The sequence below is a fragment of the Mixta intestinalis genome, from assembly GCF_009914055.1.
GTDB lineage: Bacteria > Pseudomonadota > Gammaproteobacteria > Enterobacterales > Enterobacteriaceae > Mixta > Mixta intestinalis.
On record NZ_CP028271.1, the window covers coordinates 4408068 to 4426300 of the forward strand.

General features: G+C 52.0%; 19 protein-coding genes and 1 tRNA gene. 18 read left to right on the forward strand and 2 right to left on the reverse strand.

Features of this window, described 5'->3' with window-relative positions:
- Nucleotides 1-186: 186 nt before the first annotated feature.
- Genes C7M51_RS20510 through C7M51_RS20525 form a run of 4 tightly spaced genes read left to right on the forward strand, consistent with a single transcriptional unit; the run spans nucleotide 187 to nucleotide 4958 of the window.
- Nucleotides 187-705 carry a fimbrial protein gene (locus C7M51_RS20510; RefSeq protein ID WP_160623333.1) on the forward strand — a complete coding sequence of 173 codons (519 nt, stop codon included), beginning with the start codon at nucleotides 187-189 and terminating at the stop codon, nucleotides 703-705.
- 53 nt (nucleotides 706-758) lie between these two features.
- Nucleotides 759-1427, forward strand: coding sequence for a fimbrial biogenesis chaperone (locus C7M51_RS20515; RefSeq protein ID WP_160623334.1), 669 nt, complete (start codon nucleotides 759-761; stop codon nucleotides 1425-1427).
- A gap of 43 nt (nucleotides 1428-1470) precedes the next feature.
- Complete coding sequence (locus tag C7M51_RS20520; RefSeq protein ID WP_160623335.1) at nucleotides 1471-3987, forward strand: fimbria/pilus outer membrane usher protein; 2517 nt, start codon at nucleotides 1471-1473, stop codon at nucleotides 3985-3987.
- 26 nt (nucleotides 3988-4013) lie between these two features.
- On the forward strand, nucleotides 4014-4958 hold the full coding sequence (locus C7M51_RS20525) for a fimbrial protein (RefSeq protein ID WP_160623336.1): 945 nt from the start codon (nucleotides 4014-4016) through the stop codon (nucleotides 4956-4958).
- A 71-nt stretch (nucleotides 4959-5029) separates the two neighbouring features.
- Here the strand turns inward: C7M51_RS20525 and C7M51_RS20530 are convergent, their stop codons facing one another.
- Nucleotides 5030-5548: a YjjA family protein gene (locus C7M51_RS20530; protein ID WP_160623337.1), complete on the reverse strand. Its 519-nt coding sequence runs from the start codon at nucleotides 5546-5548 to the stop codon at nucleotides 5030-5032.
- A 240-nt stretch (nucleotides 5549-5788) separates the two neighbouring features.
- Between C7M51_RS20530 and C7M51_RS20535 the strand changes: the two genes are divergently transcribed.
- The 4 genes from C7M51_RS20535 (at nucleotide 5789) to C7M51_RS20550 (ending at nucleotide 8570) form a co-directional block, all read left to right on the forward strand.
- Nucleotides 5789-5873 (forward strand) — tRNA-Leu (locus tag C7M51_RS20535).
- 164 nt (nucleotides 5874-6037) lie between these two features.
- A complete protein-coding gene (locus C7M51_RS20540) occupies nucleotides 6038-7300 on the forward strand; it encodes a tyrosine-type recombinase/integrase (protein WP_077139007.1) in 1263 nt (420 codons plus the stop codon).
- 30 nt (nucleotides 7301-7330) lie between these two features.
- Nucleotides 7331-7969, forward strand: a complete 639-nt coding sequence (locus C7M51_RS20545) for a hypothetical protein (protein ID WP_032428940.1) — start codon at nucleotides 7331-7333, stop codon at nucleotides 7967-7969.
- A gap of 370 nt (nucleotides 7970-8339) precedes the next feature.
- The gene (locus C7M51_RS20550; protein ID WP_000455466.1) at nucleotides 8340-8570 is read left to right on the forward strand and encodes a helix-turn-helix transcriptional regulator; all 231 of its coding nucleotides are present in this window, start codon (nucleotides 8340-8342) and stop codon (nucleotides 8568-8570) included.
- 96 nt (nucleotides 8571-8666) lie between these two features.
- Here the strand turns inward: C7M51_RS20550 and C7M51_RS20555 are convergent, their stop codons facing one another.
- The gene (locus tag C7M51_RS20555; RefSeq protein WP_000190567.1) at nucleotides 8667-8852 is read right to left on the reverse strand and encodes a YlcI/YnfO family protein; all 186 of its coding nucleotides are present in this window, start codon (nucleotides 8850-8852) and stop codon (nucleotides 8667-8669) included.
- Between the two features lie 187 nt (nucleotides 8853-9039).
- On the opposite strand from C7M51_RS20555, the gene C7M51_RS22655 reads away from it, so the two are divergent.
- From C7M51_RS22655 to C7M51_RS20605, 10 genes are all read left to right on the forward strand, one after another.
- A complete protein-coding gene (locus C7M51_RS22655) occupies nucleotides 9040-9216 on the forward strand; it encodes a host cell division inhibitor Icd-like protein (protein WP_001118612.1) in 177 nt (58 codons plus the stop codon).
- The gene (locus tag C7M51_RS20565; protein WP_032418135.1) at nucleotides 9209-9568 is read left to right on the forward strand and encodes a hypothetical protein; all 360 of its coding nucleotides are present in this window, start codon (nucleotides 9209-9211) and stop codon (nucleotides 9566-9568) included. The genes C7M51_RS22655 and C7M51_RS20565 overlap by 8 nt, the downstream gene beginning before the upstream one ends.
- Nucleotides 9569-9599: 31 nt before the next feature.
- A complete protein-coding gene (locus C7M51_RS20570; protein ID WP_001027149.1) occupies nucleotides 9600-9884 on the forward strand; it encodes a hypothetical protein in 285 nt (94 codons plus the stop codon).
- On the forward strand, nucleotides 9881-10264 hold the full coding sequence (locus C7M51_RS20575) for a DUF5375 family protein (protein ID WP_040172563.1): 384 nt from the start codon (nucleotides 9881-9883) through the stop codon (nucleotides 10262-10264). The genes C7M51_RS20570 and C7M51_RS20575 overlap by 4 nt, the downstream gene beginning before the upstream one ends.
- Nucleotides 10261-12933 (forward strand): TOPRIM and DUF927 domain-containing protein, encoded by a 2673-nt coding sequence (locus C7M51_RS20580; protein ID WP_000211874.1) that lies wholly within the window; start codon nucleotides 10261-10263, stop codon nucleotides 12931-12933. The genes C7M51_RS20575 and C7M51_RS20580 overlap by 4 nt, the downstream gene beginning before the upstream one ends.
- Nucleotides 12934-13332: 399 nt before the next feature.
- Nucleotides 13333-14094, forward strand: coding sequence for a phage polarity suppression protein (locus tag C7M51_RS20585; protein ID WP_032435931.1), 762 nt, complete (start codon nucleotides 13333-13335; stop codon nucleotides 14092-14094).
- The gene (locus tag C7M51_RS20590) at nucleotides 14094-14366 is read left to right on the forward strand and encodes an ogr/Delta-like zinc finger family protein (RefSeq protein WP_001185338.1); all 273 of its coding nucleotides are present in this window, start codon (nucleotides 14094-14096) and stop codon (nucleotides 14364-14366) included. Before C7M51_RS20585 ends, C7M51_RS20590 begins: the two co-directional genes overlap by 1 nt.
- 376 nt (nucleotides 14367-14742) lie before the next feature.
- The gene (locus C7M51_RS20595; RefSeq protein WP_001292737.1) at nucleotides 14743-15054 is read left to right on the forward strand and encodes a phage tail assembly protein; all 312 of its coding nucleotides are present in this window, start codon (nucleotides 14743-14745) and stop codon (nucleotides 15052-15054) included.
- A gap of 14 nt (nucleotides 15055-15068) precedes the next feature.
- A complete protein-coding gene (locus tag C7M51_RS20600; protein WP_001747644.1) occupies nucleotides 15069-15188 on the forward strand; it encodes a GpE family phage tail protein in 120 nt (39 codons plus the stop codon).
- A complete protein-coding gene (locus C7M51_RS20605) occupies nucleotides 15181-17814 on the forward strand; it encodes a phage tail tape measure protein (protein ID WP_107357787.1) in 2634 nt (877 codons plus the stop codon). Before C7M51_RS20600 ends, C7M51_RS20605 begins: the two co-directional genes overlap by 8 nt.
- The last annotated feature ends 419 nt before the right edge of the window (nucleotides 17815-18233 follow it).

Genomic DNA, 18233 nt, shown 5'->3' on the forward strand with positions numbered 1-18233 from the left:
GACACTATTTTGATAAGGAGCGATGAGGAAGGACTTTTCGTATCGTAACGCCTGATTTTATCTACTTTTTTTGTCGAAGAACGTTTGTTTATGAAATTCTCTGTGCTTCAGAGAATAAAAGGAATCGTGTCCACTTTTTTTAAGGCATGAGTAGTATTTCGCTTACAATAGCTGATAAGGATATATATGAAACGTTTTAACAAAATCTCATTAGGCATGACTTTGTTGTTTGCATCCGCATCCGTGCTTGCTTATGACGGTACCGTCAACTTTAACGGCGAAATCATCGATAATACCTGCAGGCTGACGGGAGCTAATGGCCCAAGCCTGGTGGTACCGATGGGATCCGTAAATAAAAGCAGCTTTACTGGGCAAGGTTCTACTGCTTCTACGACAGAGTTTGTTTTAACACTGACTGAATGCCCGGCAGGCGTTGCCAGAGTAAAATTTGATGGCGCTGGTTATAACGGCAATAACGAAGTATTGGCGATAAGCTCTGGGGCTAATTCAGCAACTGGTGTTGCTATTCAGCTCTACGATAAAACCATGGAGAAACTGCCGCTGTTCAGAGCGTCCAGCCAGTATGAGCTGCTACCTGACGTAGATAATGAACTGAAATTCTACGCCAGCTATATCGATATGAATGGCAACGTGCAGGCAGGCACGGCTAACGCAGTTGCTACCTTTACGATGAACTATAACTAATCGTTCCCGCAATGGGCCGCTGGCGGCCCATTGCTTTTTTCAGGATAGCGGAAATGTATAAACGGATTTTCGGCTTTCTGCTGCTTTTATCGCTATTTAGTAGCGAAGCATCAGCGAGCGTCGTGATAGGCGGAACGCGCATTATTTTTCATGGTGACCGCAAAGAAACCACTATCAGCGTCACTAACCCTGATGCAACTTCCTGGTTAATACAATCCTGGACAGAAAGTCTGGATGGCGGTAAAGCGCCCTTTATTTTTTCACCGCCGTTATTTCGCCTTGACGGCAAACAAAAAAACGTTCTGCGTCTCCTTTTTACCGGTGGAAGTCTGCCCGAAGATCGGGAAAGCCTGTTCTGGGCCAATATTAAATCGATTCCCGGTGCCGCCGATGATGAGAATATTTTACAGATAGCCATTAAAAATCAGCTCAAGCTGATCTATCGTCCGGCCACGCTTAAGCGAGTATCGCCCACTGATAGCTATGGCAAATTGCAGTGGAGTCAGCAGAAAGGTCAGCTTCAGGTTAATAACCCAACGCCTTTCTACATGAGTTTTCGTTCTGTTGAGGTCAACGGTAAAGCTATTAAGAACCCGGAATGGGTGGCACCTTTTGCCACCAGGACCTACGACATTCCTCAGCTGGCAGCATCAGGCAAGGTGCGCTGGCGGATAATTAATGATTATGGTGCCGCGACGGCAGAGGCTGAAGCAAGCTACTGACTGATAAATAAAAAACAGAAGCGTTATTGAATAAGGAAAAGCCATGACGGGCGCAAGGAAACGCCGCTTACTGCTGCTGTGCCTTATGTCAGCTCTGATTCAGGCCAATAACGGTTACGCTAAAGTCCGTTTTAACCCGGCAATGCTGGAAAAACAGAGCGTTGATAACGATAAGGTCGATCTTTCGGCTTTTGAGGAGCTACAACAGCTGCCTGGCACCTATCGGGTTGAAGTCGTGATGAATAACCGGCGGCAAGAAACGCGGGATGTTACTTTTTTTCGGCAAGATAATGAGGAAGGCGGGCAAACGCTACAGCCCTGCCTGAGTGCTGACGTACTGGCAAGCTATGGGGTTAACGTGGCGCGTTATCCTTTGCTTCAACAGGAAAACGGCTGTGCCGATCTTTCACAGATCGCTGACGCCCGCGCCCGTCTGGATGTGAACGCTCAGCAGTTAATACTTAGCTTTCCTCAGGCGGAGTTGAACCACAGCGCACGTGACGCGGTGCCACCAGACCGCTGGGATGAAGGAATTAGCGCGTTGATGCTCAACTATCGCTTCAGCGGCGCGCATAGCGAAGCGCTACAGGCGCACCGGCGTAACAACGACAGCCAGTTTCTTAGCCTGCGGCCCGGAATTAACGTAGGCCCCTGGCGGCTGCGTAACTACAGTACCTGGTCGCGTAGCCGTCATAGCGATGCAGGGTGGGATCGCCTCTATACCCGAGTTCAGCGCGGCATTATACCGTTGCAGGCACAGCTCACGCTGGGGGAAAGCACGTCGCCGACAGATATTTATGACAGCGTTTCTTTTCGGGGCGTACAGCTCGCGTCGGATGACGATATGTTGCCGGACAGCCTGAAAGGATATGCGCCGATAGTGCGCGGCATCGCGCGCAGCCATGCTCAGGTGAACGTCTACCAGAATGGCAACATCATCTACCAGACCTACGTTGCGCCGGGTGCTTTCGCGATTAACGATATTTACCCTACCGGCAGCAGCGGCGATCTTTACGTCACCATCCGCGAAACTGACGGTAGCGAACAGCAACTGGTGGTGCCTTTTGCTTCCGTTCCGGTATTACAGCGTGAAGGCTATATAAAATACAGCCTGACCGGCGGTGAATACCGGAATGATGAGAACCACACCACCAGCAAGATGTTTGTTCAGGGGACCGCGATTGCGGGATTGCAGCATGGATTTACCCTTTATGGCGGCACACAGCAGGCGGATAGCTATCACTCGCTGGTAGCGGGCGTGGGCAGAAACTTCGGACAGATTGGTGCGCTCTCTCTGGATGCGACCGTGGCACGCAGTAAGCTTGCCGGGCGACAAGACACCCAACATGGTCACGTCTGGCGTCTGCGCTATGGCAAAAACTTTATCGGCACCGGTACTAACCTGGCGCTGGCTGGATTTCGCTATGCGACCAGGGATTATTACAGCCTTGATGATGTGCTGGATAGCTATGGCGACAGTCAAAGTTACTTCAGAGAGCAGCGCCGCCAGCGGGCAGAAATGTTGCTTACCCAGAACCTGTGGAGCGGTGCTGGCTCCCTGACGATCAACGCGGTTGATGAGTCATTTTGGGATAACGATCGGCGTTTGCGCTCGATAAATATCGGCTACAACAATAGCTGGAAAGGGATCGGCCTTAACCTGAACTACAGCTATAACCGTAATACGCAACTTGGATTTAGCGGTAAAAAAAGCGGGCGCGAGGAACAAATCGTGGCGCTCTCACTCAATATGGCGCTTAGCGACTGGAGCAGTAATACCTGGGCGAGCTATCAGGTAAACAGCACACGTCACGGCAGCACCAGCCAGACGGTAGGGCTGAACGGTACCGCGCTGGAGGACAATAACCTCGGCTGGAGCGTGCGTCAGGGCTACACCAACCGTAACGGCGGCAGCCTAGGTAGTGCCGATATCGATTATCGCGGCGGCTACGGTCAGGTGGATGCGGGCTACGCATGGGATCGCAACAGCCGACGACTGAACTATGGTATCAGCGGTGCGCTGGTGGCGCATCAGGATGGCGTTACGCTCAGCCAGCCGCTTGGTGAGACGGTAGCGCTGGTTAAATCGCCCGGCGTGGGCGGCGCATCGGTAGTAAACCAGACCGGCGTTATTACCGATTTTCGCGGTTATACCCTGGTTCCCTACGTCAGGCCTTATCGTGTGAGTGAGCTGACGCTCGATCCGCTCACTTTGCCGGAAACGGTTGAGCTGGCGCAGTCCTCCAGCCAGGTGATCCCTACTCGTGGCGCGGTGGTCAGAGCGGATTTCAGCGGCAGGTTAGGGCAGCGTGCCCTGTTTACCCTGGTGCGGACGAATGGTCAGCCGGTGCCTTTCGGTGCGACGGTCAGGCCGGAAGACGATAACTCAGACTACAGCAGCATTGTCGGCAGTGATGGCGAGGTATGGCTGAGCGGCCTGGCGTCGCGGGGCAAGCTGCTGGTGAATTGGGGAAGCGGCGCCGACAAGCAGTGCCGCGCCAGCTTCGCGTTGCCTGACAGCAGCGAAGAGATTCTCCTGCTGAAGGCTATCTGCCGGTAAATCGGCTTGAAAGAAGGGATACTGCAATGAAGAAGTTAACAGTTGCTGGTGTAATAATGTTATGCGCCGCAGCGCCCGCCAGCGTACAGGCGGCAGGCTGCGATCTTGGAACGCCCCGAACACAGCAGATCACGCTACCAGATCTGCTGGTGGATCCTAATCAGCCGCCAGGCAGCGTGATCGGCAGTAAAACGGTCGCGATCGCTGGCGATCTGGCGCAAAACTGCGAGGGCAGTATTAACTGGCAGTCAGTCCTGACCGGTAGCTGGGCGCGTCCCAGCGGCGTGCTGCCGGACGTATATGAAACCGGCATTCCGGGCGTGGGGGTGAAAATCTCCGACGCGCTGCTACCCGATAGTTTTATGCCGGTTAATACCACGATAACGGCGGATAGAAGCAGACCGGTGATCGGTGCTGATATACAGCTGCTGTTTTACCGTACCGGTGATATTACGCCAGGCATTTTTCCCGGCGGCGAAGTGGCGCGCTTTATGCTCTCGGATAAGTCAGGCAATCTCGCTACGGCTTTAACGCTACAGGCCGCTTCCGGCAGCGTGCGTATGAAAAGCTGCTATGCCAAATCCACAAGCCTTATGGTGCCGTTAGGCCGGGTAAACCGCAGATCTTTTACCGGCGTAGCCAGTACCGTTTCGCCCACGGCCTTTGATATTGAGTTAATCTGCCAGGGGAATCTGCCGGTGAAGGTAACCTTCTCATCCTCAGGCGGTGCGCCTTCGCCGGAGCCGGGAATTGTGCCGATAGAGGAGGGACCAGGAACCGCTGGCGGCATTGCGATTAAGGTCATGCATCGTGATGGCAGGTTGCTGACTTTTGATACGCCGGAAACCTATCATCTGGCCGGGGAGCCGGAAATCTCTATTCCGATGCTGGCATCCTACACGCCGATCAGTACCAGTATCACTCCCGGTGTGGCGCGTGGCGCGATGACGTTTACCATCACTCAGGACTAGCATTGTTAAAGATGAATAAAGGAAGAATAATCTCTGCGCCGTGTTAAAGAGCAGGGCGCAGAGAGTGGGGATCAGGAGATAAAGTTTTTGCCCTGTTTTAATACGACATCGCAGGCTTTGGTCTTAAGCTTTTCGCCAAGCGGGGTATTGCTCAGGCTTTTCAGATTCAGCTGTTGGCCATTGCCGGTATTCAACAGGCCCATCAGCCCTTGCTGGTAGTCGGTTTGCTGCGCCTGCGTTGTGCTGTCCTGTAGGCCAAGCTTGCTCAGTACCTGATCCTTAATGCTGTTAGCATTATTCTCCACCACGTTATGCTTAACGCAGTATTCCATCACGCCAGCGGCGTTGGTCATGGTGCTGCTACTTACTGCTTTGTCACCGCCGTTCAGCAGTGCAGTAAGTGAAGAGAGCGATAACCCGCCCTGGGCGTTAGCATCGTTCTGTGCCGTACCGTTGCTGTTATTTTGCTGACTTAGCTGCGATGCCGCGCTGCTCAACTGATCCTGCCAGCTCGCCGCCAGTGCTGTTCCTGCCGCCATAAAAGAAAGTACGCCCGCTGTCAGGGTCAGGCGCTGTAAAATTTTTTTCATTTTAACCTCGATGTGTATCCGGCCCGCCATCCACGGCGCGCCTGCTATCCGCCAATAGGACTTCCCACACCAGGCAGAGTTCCGCCATCCGGCCCACAGGACCGTGCAAAAGCCTGCGTTTGAGATTAGTCCGTATAATAAGGTGAATTTTTCATCACTTGGCGCACGTTAGCGACAATTGAGGTTGCGCGGGTGACAGGTAAGGGTATAATCCTCAACGTTTTCCGCATACCCTTCAGTGCCGAAGTGGCGAAATCGGTAGACGCAGTTGATTCAAAATCAACCGTAGAAATACGTGCCGGTTCGAGTCCGGCCTTCGGCACCATTAACACTTCTTTTGACGTTTCCTGAAGTCTACAAATCCAGAAAAAATCTTTAAAAACAAGCAAGTTACCGTATTTCATGGTCTTTGTTGGTCTCTTGTGGTCTACCCCCTTTTGGGGGCATAATCGGGGGCATGTCAATTCGATCAGGATTTGTGCCCCCAAAATGAAACTCAACGCTCGCCAGATAGAGACAGCAAAGCCGAAAGAGAAAGCCTATAAAATGGCTGATGGAGGCGGCTTGTATCTTGAAGTCTCCCCTAAAGGTTCCAAATACTGGCGCATGAAGTATCGCCGCCCGTCTGACAAAAAGGAAGATCGGCTCGCTTTTGGTGTATACCCGACGATCACTTTGGCTGAGGCTCGGGGTAAGCGCGATGCAGCAAAGAAATTGTTGTCTCAGGGCATTGACCCCAAAGTGGAGCAAAAGGGGGCACAAGCTGAAATTGAGGGGGCATATTTATTTGAAACTATCGCAAGGCAATGGCACGCAAGTAATCTAACTTGGAGCGAAGATCATAGCCATCGCGTTCTGCTGACCCTTGAGCAGTATATTTTCCCCTCGATAGGTCAAATTGACGCTAGGACGTTGAGAACCAGCCAGCTTCTCAATCCGATCAAAGCTGTCGATACGGCAGGTAAACATGATGTTGCGCAGCGACTGATGCAGCGCGTAAACGCAATTATGCGTTTCGGTGTGCAGAATGACCTTCTTGAGTCAAATCCTGCCAGTGATATGGCTGGAGCGCTTTTAAGCGTTAAGGCGACCCATCACCCAGCGCTACCCCCAAAAAGAATCCCTGAGTTCCTTGAAAGATTATCACGCTATAAAGGGCGACTAATGACACGGCTTGCCGTTGAATTAACGCTACTTACATTTATTCGTTCAAGTGAGATGCGTTTTGCTCGCTGGAGTGAAGTTAACTTTGAACGAAGCGAGTGGACGATACCCGGAATTCGTAAGCCTATTCCCGGCGTAAAACACTCTGAGCGTGGGATGAAGATGAAAACTGAACATATTGTTCCGCTGAGCAAACAGGCATTTGATATTTTTAAACGTTTACATGCCTTGAGCGGTAAAGGTGAGGTGATATTTCCCAGCGATCATGACCCTAAAAAAGTAATGAGTGAAAATACAGTAAATAGCGCCTTACGTGTAATGGGATATGATACGAAAACGGAAGTATGTGGTCATGGATTTAGAACTATGGCGCGTGGTGCGCTAAGTGAGTCGAAACTATGGAATGATGACGCTATTGAAAGACAGTTAAGCCACGTTGAACGAAAAAACGTGAAAGGTTCATATATGCACACTTCTGAATATCTTGAAGAAAGAAGATTAATGCTGCAATGGTGGGCTGATTACATTGATGCTAACAAGAATGGATCTATCACACCATATGATTTTGCGCGTGTGCATGGAAAATAATTACCATTGTGTGGCTACGGAGAGATATAAATGAATAACACACAATCTGATAATAATTTGTTTTATTTTAATAGGTTAACGTACATTACGCCACACGAAGTGGCGCTTGCTATGAATGGTTTTGACTATGATACCGAAAATGATGAATTGACTGAGATTCAATTAAAAGAGGTTATCAGATTAAGAAAGGCAATAACCAGAAATCTACAACTGATTAATGAATATAAAAACATATCCGCCACGCAAAAAGTGGAAGCGAACTTAGTATTAACTGCCGCTTATATCTTTCAGAGGGAAGATATTGTACCTGTGGAGATTAAGGAAAGAATTGAGAACGCATTGCAACAACAGGTAAAAAATAAAGATTGGGGCGATATTTTAATGATGCTAGGAGGAAATGAATTATATGAAATTGGTAAAAAATTAAGGAGTAATGGCAGAGGGCAGTATAGAAAAGATGACGAGGATAATTATAGTTGTAAATTAATTTACCTGCTAATTGAATTACTTAAGAAACATGGAAAGGTAAATTATAGCGATAATAGTGTTATATATAATGATATTATTTCTTTTTGTAATGAAAATGAGATTCCATTGAAAGGAATTAAAAAAGCTACGTTTTATAAGAAAATAAAGTTGGGTAAAGATATTATAAAATACGGAGAGTGAATTTATTAATTACTTTCTGGATATCTCTCATTAGAAGGGGCTACAAGAGGCTCTAAGGGGCTAGAGGGGGTAATACAGTGTAATACTGTGGTAATTCCTGAGTAATATGAATCGATAAAACGTAATAATACCTTTCAACGTATGATTTGTTTGATTTTTCATCCTATCTATATGAATTTTATTGATTTTATTTTTTGTGCATTTCCTTCTTCTTGTGTTCTTTCATATGAATATCGTTTCTTTTTTTCAGTGGAAATCATCACGTTTCAATAGAATCAACGTTTGTCTTAATAGATTCCATTATCACTAGAATGACTTTTTTTCAGTGTTTAAAGTCACCGTGAACTTAAGTAGAACACGGAGTAACAAGATGGAATATGCAAACAACCTTTCAGAGAATCAGACCCTTATCTCAGCAAAAGAGGTGTTAAGACGCGTTCAGCGTAGCAAGGCATGGCTTTACAAACAGCTTTCAAACAATACATTTCCCCGCCCGGTGAAAATAGGAACTCGTGCAATTTCATTTGTTGAAAGCGAAGTCGATCACTGGATTCAAGAGCAAATATATGCCTCTCGTGGTGAACGGCATGAAAATCACTAATAAAAAAGCCCGACAAAATGAGTTTGTGGGCTTAAAAATATTTTCGCTTACTGAAATTAGCATGGAATCTGAGAGAACGTCTATTCGCTTCTCTATTCAGCTTACTTGCTCTGGCTTATTTTTCCTGCGCTGCCGGCGTTTAATCTCGCCTTTTACAGCGGTAACAATAAATTGCGCTTTCGTTTCCCCATCTTCAAGGTTGCTTTCTAATTCTGCAACTACATCATGTGGGAAACGAGCATTAAGTTGCTGCGACTTGTTGTTAGTTGAACCCGTTGCCATTACTGGATCTCCTTGCGTTAGGTGCGATTCAGTATACGCAAAAAAAATGATAATAAAAGACTTGAAGTGCGATTCACTTAAGGGTAGCTTTAAAAGTGAAGGTGCGATTCACCTTGTGAGTGCGAAGCCCGACAGTGCAGCAACACTAACCGGGCTTCTGACCAAACCGCTATATGAGACAACGAAGATGGCTAAACAGAAGTGTACCTGGTTATTCGCGGCGATCAACCGCAGTCAACGCAATGCCCGCCCTGTGATGTTAAGGATAACCGCAGATAACGAGCGCTCAGCGCGGCGCAGACTTGCCCCGGACTACGTGCTGAGTTTTGCCGGTCGCATTCCCTGCGGAGGTGAACATGCGTAATTATCCGCAACCCGGCGAACGCTGGCAGCATGAGCGTGGCTGGACTGTCACGATTATCAGATTAACTGAAGCCTCGCCCTCCGTGGCGCTGGTTAACCCTGAATTCAGCTGTGAAGTGCTGATTCGTCATGACAGCGACAATAAGCTTTCTTCCTGCCCTCTGGCATGGTTTGAGCAGCGGTATACGCGCCTGTTTAATGCCCCGCTCTTTAAACCTTCGCCAGCTCCCGCGGGGGGGAGCGGCTCTGGCTCGCTGACGCTGCATCCGTCGGTGGTATTTACCCGCTGGCGGGAGCGCAGCATACGGCGTTCTGCTGAACCTGACGACAGTCACTATTCAAAGTTTCTCTGACAAAACACCGCTGAAAACGGAGTAATCCACAATGAATATTTCAAACGGGCACAACGGTGCTCAGGGCCACGCTTTGCCTGAAAAACACAATAGCGGTGCTTTTGCGTATGGGTTGTCAGAGGACGGTTTCGGAAAGCTGGCTCGCGCCAGAAAGGCCTGCGACATGTTGCAGCTTCTCTTTTCTGAATACCCCTCGCAGGGCGGAACGCTGGATGCAGGATGTGCGCCAGGCATCGCCGCGCTGATGGAGTACCTGCGGTCAGATTTGACGGATATTGCGCACAGTTGCGAACTGATTGAAGGAGGCACCCAATGAACCAGCCGCAGGTTTCTATTTTTCCGGCAGAAATGACCACTGCGCTTTACCGGCGGGCTATTGCATCGGCCTGGCGCCAGAAAGCGCTGACCGAAACCGGCTGCGATCACTATGGTCCGCACAGTCTGACTGTTGAACGTATTGAAATGGCCATTGCCCTGCATATCGAGTGTGCACTGATTAACGAATATGGCGAAGCACAGGGAGCAGCGGCTGCACTGGCTCTGATGACTGACATGCTGGAGCCATCATTGCTGACCGCGCCGCCGGTACTGACCGTGCGCGGCTGTGAAGTGATGGCGGAGCTGTACCGCACACTTCCGGCGGCATTTGATGACTTCTGCAGCTCGGGTGTATCGCTGTATCAGGGGGAAGTATGACAACACAGACGGTTACGCAGATTTCAGCCGCAGCGCGGGGGAAATGGCCCGTCATTCTGCAGATGCTGCGTATTGATGTACCTGAAAACGGCAGGCACGGTCCCTGCCCGAAATGTGGGGGCAAGGATCGCTTCCGCCTCGATGACCTCGACGGGCGCGGGACGTGGATTTGCAGCCAGTGCGGCAATGGTGATGGTCTGGATCTGGTTAAGCTCATAACCGGTTACGGCGTCAGAAAGGCAGCGCAGGAGGTGGCGCAGGTGCTTAATGTGCCGGATGTGCAGGAACTGCCCGTTAAGCCCGCCAGGCAAAAAGCCCCTAAACGCGATATGAGCCTTACCGTGGCGGCCCTGATGAAAGAGAGTCACACGGGAGAAAGCCCCTATCTGACCGGAAAAGGGTTCGCCGGATACCCGGCCTCCCTGACCGGGAGCGTGCAGCATATCAGCGGTAAGGATTTCCCTGCCGGTTCCCTGCTGTTACCGCTCACGACGAACGCCGGAGCCGTGACCGGTGCACAGCTTATCGCCCCGACGGGTGAAAAAAGCATACTGCCCGGCAGCACGATGAAAGGCGCGTTTGTGGCGCTCAGCCCGTTACCGTCTGAACCGCCGGTACAGGTGGTGATTACCGAAGGTTACGCCACGGCGCTGACGGTAAGCCAGCTCACCGCCGGATGCGTAGTGGCCGCCATATCTGCGGGCAACCTGCCCAACGTCGCACAGGCGCTGCGGGCACGCTGGCCTGAGGTAAAAATTATCATCGCCGGTGATAACGATTTTCAGGACGGGGGCGAGAATCCCGGCAGATCCTTTGCTGAACGGGCGGCAAAATCAGTCGGTGGCTGGGTGACGCTGCCACCGGGAGAAATTAAAGCTGACTGGAATGACTTCCACCGTGAGCACGGTATTACCCGCGCCCGTGAAGCCTTTCGTAACGGTCTTGTACTGTGCGGAGAAGGCCGCACGCAGCTGCCGCACGGGTTCCGTCTTACCCAGGAATATCTCTGGTATGAAAAACAGGTACAGCGCAACGGTGAGACGGAGATCCAGAACGTCAAAATATGCAACCCGTTGCGCGTGACGGCAATCACCTGCGATGCCGATGGCGGTAATTTCGGGCGACTGCTGGAGTGGGAAGATACATGGGGAGAGCGCCGCCGCTGGGCGATGCCGATGGAAATGCTCAGTGGGAGCGGTGAGGAACTGCGCCGGGTACTGCTGGTTAACGGGCTGTCCTATATCAGCACCACCGGTGAGGCCCGCGCGCGCCTGATGGAATATATCTCGCTGTGTAAACCGGAACGCCGCGTGACCTGCGTCAGCCGCACGGGCTGGCATGGTCAGGTTTACGTCCTGCAGGATGAGGTCAGCGGTGAAGGTGCAGAGGGCGTCATTCTCCAGACAACTTCCGTGCAGGGGCGCGATTTCCGTGTGTCAGGTACAACGGAGGAATGGCGGGAGCACGTTTCCCGTTACTGCACCGGCAACTCCCGCGTGGCGTTTGCCGTCAGTCTGGCCTTTGCTGCCCCCCTGTTACGGCTGGTTGGTATGGACGGCGGCGGCTACCACCTCAAGGGGGAATCGACGGACGGTAAGACCACCACCATGAAAGCGGCAACCTCTGTCTGTGGCGGGCCTGATTACTGGCAGACGTGGCGGGCAACCGGCAACGCGCTGGAGGGATGCGCCAGCCGCCGCAACGATGCCGCCATGATGCTTGATGAGATCCGGGAGGTGGACGGACGCGAGGCAGGCAATATCGCCTACATGCTGGCAAATGGTCAGGGCAAGGGCCGTGCCGGTACGGACGGTGAGCTGCGCACCCGTAAGCAGTGGCGGCTGCTGTTCTTTTCAACCGGCGAGCTGTCACTGACTGAACATGCGGCAAAAGCCGGTGAGCGTACATTTGCCGGGATGGAAGTCAGGATGATCCAGATCCCCAGCGATTCCGGGAAGTTTGGCGTATTTGAGGAGCTGCACGGCTTCGACAGCGGCAAGGCTCTGGCGGAACATCTGGAGTGGGCCACGTCCAGCTACTACGGTTCGCCGTTCAGGGAGTGGCTGAAAGCCCTGACCGCTGACCTTAACGGGCTGACGGCACAGGCAAAGTCACTGATGAAGGAATATACAGCCGCCCTGACCCCGAAAGATGCGGGTAATCAGGTAGGCCGGGCTGTGAACCGCTTTGCACTGGTGGCGATGGCGGGCGAGCTGGCAACCCGGCTGGGTATCACCGGCTGGCCTGAGGGTGAAGCGCTGCGGGCAACCCGCGTCTGCCTGAACGCATGGCTGAAAGATCGCGGGCACACCGCCAATCAGGAAGATATTGCCGCACTGGAGCAGGTACGCAGCTTCTTTACCGCGAATCAGTACAGCCGCTTTGCTGACTGGCACGACGAACGTAACCGCCCCGGCAATATGGTGGGCTGGCGCAGGGTGGAGAAAGGCAGTACCGCGCAGGGCACGGAGGCCGTCACCACGTTCTACGTCATGCCGTCCGGCTGGAAAGAAATCTGCCGGGGATTTGACCCGCGCAAGGTGGCGCGTCTGTGCGCGGATCGTGGATACCTGCTGCCCTCCACCGATGGCAAGCTGCAGACAACCATTCGCCCGCCAGAGATGAATCCCCGCAGACTCTATGTCTTCAACAGCGAGGTGCCGGGTTAAGGCTTTGCGTGAGTCTTATTTATTAAGGGTAACAGGTGAAACAGGTGGAACACCCGTATTTTACAAGGGCTAAACCTGTTTCACCTTCTGAAATAGTGAGGTGGAACAGGTGGAACGCCAGCCGATCCGCTGTTCCACCTTGTTACCTGCGATGTTTCACCTGTGATGTGCATATAAATGTTTTACAAAACAATGCTGTAACACCTGTTCCACCTGTTTCACCGCATCCGGGACATAAAGCAGGCTGAAACAGAGGCATTTTTATCTGGCTGGCTGTCATGCCGCGTCTGAATAACCGCAAACGCCCGTTGTGCCAGCCACCACACACTGAGCGCCGATAGTGCGCTTGTGTCAGTCACGACACAATTGACGTAACGAACCAACCCGGCAGGAGAAGTCATGAACAACACCGCAGAGAATAACAACCTTTCCACTTTTCCGGCTGTAACGCAGCAGGCAATGGAAACCCTGAACACAGCCAGAAGCGCATGGCTTGAAGCACGTCGTCGGCAGAAAGCGGCAGCGGATAATATTGCAACTATCCGCCAGCGCCGTGCTGAAATGGAAGCCACGACGAACGCACTGAATGATGAGTGGCGCACGCTGTTTCGTGAAAGTCAGGGCGTAGTCTCAAAGGAAATGAAAAAACTGCGCACGGAAATTGCGCTGGGACGAGAAACGCTTGAGGATTTTGATGAGCTGCTGGCGGCTCAGGAGAGCGAAAATGCACTTTTGCCACAGGAGACTGCGGAATTAGCCGGAAAGTATATCCACGCGCACGAGGCACTTGTGGGTATTCGCGCAAAACAAATCTGGGAAGATTTTATGCAATCGCATGGTAAGGCTCTCATCCAGACATTGAGCCTGCTCAAATCTACAATGGGCCGCGAAGCCAGCGCAGTTGTCGGTGTGGTACATTCAGTTAATGACCCGGACACACTGCTGAAAGACTTTATTCACAAACATATCACCAAACCGGCTCTTGCTAACACTGCGATGCCGGAACAGGACCCTGTGTTTAAACTGGCGGGTGTTGCGCCGGATTATTCGGCTTGTATCGATTTAAGCAAAACCCCGTCACCGGCGGCCCTTCATAAAATGAAGATCCGTCATGAACGTGAAAAACAGCAGAAACGTAACCGTGATATGGAGAGTATCTGATGGCGCTTAAATGTCCCGAATGCGGCACTACGGCACACGCCAGAACCTCAGCCTATGAAGCACCATCGGTTAAACGCTCATGGTATCAGTGCCAGAATCTCGAATGTTCCTGCACATTTACTGCACTGGAAAGTGTGGATACGATAATTATGAAACCCCGGCGCAATGAACAAGAATCAGATGAACCGGAAAACCATGAAAAACAAAAGAAAACGCTCAATCGTTATGGCTCTGCATCAAAACTGTCAAACCGCCAGCAAATCCCTGTCTGATTAGAAAGAACGCCCACGCAATCCCGGTCCAGTACCGGGATTTTTTATACCTTTTTCCTGGCTGGCCTGAGAACGCATGAGTGCATGTCTATGCTGCATGAAAACGCATGAGTCTCATGCAGCATTTTTGACGCGAAAGCCCTTGTATGGCGGCTCCTGAGACGATTTACGGGGTGCATGAAAACCATTCTGTTAAGTGAAGCGGGCAGGCGGGCGGGGCTGCGCGCGCTGAGGGGGAAAAGACAGAACGCCAGCACAATGCCGGCGCAACCGCTGGCAAGAGGGTTGTATGGCGCATCTAACAATCACAGCGCCTCGCCGGGTTGTGTGAGTCCGGGCACACTGTCAGGACATTGACAACCAGAGAGTAAATATCATGAGTGAACTTCTTACTGAAAAAACGGAATCCATTGTCATTCTGGATACACCTGTGCAGCGTGGCGCAACTTCGATCCGGGAAGTCGTGCTGCGTAAACCTCAGTCTGGTGCGCTGCGGGGACTCCGACTGCAGGCCGTAATGGAAATGGATGTGGCCTCGATGATGACGATTATCCCCCGTATTTCCAGCCCGGAACTGACTCCGCAGGAAATGGCAGAGCTGGACCCGGCAGACCTGGCTTCCATGTCGCTGGAGGTGGTTCTTTTTTTGCTACCGAAGTCGGCAACATCAGCTTTCCAACCGGCCTGATGGTTGATGATTTGGTGGCGGATATCGCCACCATTTTTCACTGGTCGCCGTCCGTTACTGACGTTATGCCGTTGACCGAGGTGCTGGAATGGCGACACAAAGCTATCCTGAGAAACGGAGTCAGTGATGAGTGATAAAAACCTGCGTCTGCAGGTCGTGTTAAATGCGGTTGATAAACTCACCCGACCTTTAAAAGTGGCACAGGCTGGATCTAAGGAACTGGCCTCTGCTGTCCGGCAGACCCGCGAGCAGCTTAAACGGCTCAACGATGCGGGAGGTCAGTTAAAATCCTTCGATCAGCTGTCCCGGAGCCTGAGCCGGACCAGTACCGAACTGGACCAGGCGCGGCTGCGTGCGCAGATGATGACCCGCGAAATGTCAGCCCTCGAATCCCCCACCAAAAAGCAGACAGCGGCGCTTGAAACGCAATGGCGGGCCGTGTCGAGGCTGGAGCAAAAGCAGGAGCAGGAAACGCGGCAGATGGCGGAAGCCAGGGCGGAACTGTACCGCCTCGGCATCTCTGCGGGAGGCGGTGCCCGTGAAACGGCACGCATTACCCGTGAAACGGATCGCTATAACAAACAGCTGGCAGAGCAGGAGCGGCGCTTGCGTGACGTTGGCGAGCGCCAGCGCAAGCTGAATGCGATCAGGGCAAAAGCCGATAAGATGCGCGATGTGCGCAATAGCCTTGCCGGGAACGGCGCAGGAATGGTGGCTGCAGGTGTGGCAACGGGGGCAACGCTGATGGCACCCATTCGCGCCTACTCGGAATCAGAAAACGCCGCTAACCAGCTGGCAGGCTCGATGATGGGGCCTGGCGGAAAGGTTGCGCCGGAGTTTGAGAAGCTAAACAAGCTGGCAATCGCCCTGGGGGACCGGCTGCCCGGCACCACGGCAGACTTTCAAAACATGATGACCATGTTACGCCGCCAGGGTATGTCTGCGCAGGTCATCCTGGGAGGGCTGGGTGAGTCGGCGGCGTATCTCGGCGTGCAGCTGCAGATGGCCCCGACGGATGCGGCAGAGTTTGCCGCGAAACTGCAGGACGCCACGCAGACCACCGAAAAAGACATGATGAGCCTGATGGACGTGATCCAGCGGGGTTATTACGCGGGGGTTGATCCGGGAAATATGCTGCAGGGTTTTGCAAATATCAGCAGCGCTATGGACATTATCAAGCAGAAGGGCCTGGATGCTGCGAAAACATTTAGTCCACTTCTCGTCATGGCCGATCAGGCGGGGATGGCCGGAGAGTCAGCGGGTAATGCCTATCGTAAAATTTTTCAGGCCACGCTGGATGCCAAAAATATTAAGAGCGTAAACGACGGGCTGAAAGGAAAAGGTATCAGGTTTGATTTTTCCGACGGGAAAGGCGGATTTGGCGGCCTGGAAAAGATGTACGCGCAGTTAGAAAAGCTTGAAAAATTAAATGATGAAACAAAACTTGCAACGCAGAAAGCCCTGTTTGGTAACGATAACGAGGTGCTAAAAGCGCTGAATACCATGACGTCAAAAGGCATCGAGGGCTACCGTGAAACCGTCGCCAAACTGGAGAACCAGGCGACTCTGCGCGAGCGCGTCGATGCGTCTCTTAATACCCTGGGCAACAAATGGGAGGCGGCAACGGGGTCTTTTACTAATGCGATGGCAAGCATTGGGGAAACTGTCTCGCCAGTGCTTAAAACGCTATCTGACTGGCTGGGGAATCTGGCTTCCGGGCTGGATGGGTTGGTTAAACGGCACCCGCGGCTGACTGCTGCAATGTTTACAGTCGCTGCAGTATTCGCGGTTGCTGCGACAGCTGCGGGCGTGGTGTCACTGGCGCTGGCATCTATTCTGGGACCGATGGCCGTAGTGCGGGTAAGTGCAGGCATCCTCCAGCTTAAATTTGCTTCTGTGTTTGGTCTGGTCACAAAAGTTATTGGCGCAGCAGGCCAGGCTATCCTGTGGCTGGGCAGGCTGATGTTTGCTAACCCAATATTGGCGGTTATTGGCTTGATCGCTATGGGAGCCATTTATATCTGGCAGAACTGGGAAACACTGGGGCCAAAATTTAAAGCGATGTGGGATGCTATCTCATCGGGAGTGACTGGTGCATGGGCGGTTATTAAGCAGACCATCAGTCAGAAATGGACTGAAATACTGAGTGATGTTGCCGCGCTGCCCGCGAAGTTTAAAGCGGTGGGAGGCGCAATCATTGACGGCATCCTGAGCGGTATCAATGAGAAGTGGGAGACTCTCAAGAGCAAGCTGGCATCGGTGAAAAGCTATCTGCCGGACTGGATGACCGGTGGCGACAAATCACCGGGAACCCCACAGGCAAAAGGTGTGGGTGGATTTTTTGCCGGGATGTATGACAGCGGCGGATATATTCCGCGCGGGCAGTTTGGCATTGCTGGTGAGAATGGACCCGAGATCGTTAACGGGCCCGCATACATAACGAGCAGGAGACGAACAGCAGCCATTGCCGCTGCCACCTGGCTGACTCTGGGAGGGCTGGCACCGGAGACAGAGGCTAAACCACTCCACCCATACAGCCTGCCTGTCTCCGCATATAAGAGTCAGCAACAAAAGCCCGCTATAGTCACGCAAGCCCTGCCTGCGTCGATAGGGACAGTTGAAATCCATATTCACCAGCAACCAGGGCAAAGCCCGTCAGATGTGGCAGATGAAGTGATGAGACGTATTGAAGCAAAACAGAGAAAACTGGCAGCCCGTTCACGTAGTAACTTTAGCGACCAGGGGGGATACGATGTATAGCGTTAACTGCTTAGTGAGTGCAGGAATCTGTTGAGGAAATGATTGTTTCGGTTAGGGTCCGTGCTGCGGATCCGAACCGAATCTTTCTCTATATCGTTATCAGTTCTTCTATGAAAGGTTGATTGAAATTTTGATGGGGGCACAAAAAGGGGCATAAATTAAAATTGCACTTTATTTTTTCAATTATTACATATGGTTGGTTTGTTTTTAGATTCCGGCCTTCGGCACCATCGGAACATCAATAGACGTCAACGGACGTCTTTTTTTGTGTCTGAAATCCGCGTCACACAAGGCTTTCCGCGATTTTCCTTTCAATAGAAGTCAATCTGAGTCAACCCACATCAAGTCGCTTGTGAGTATAGAACCGAGTATATATGCTGGTTCGATAATGGTTGTATACTCACAGCGGCACATGGAAG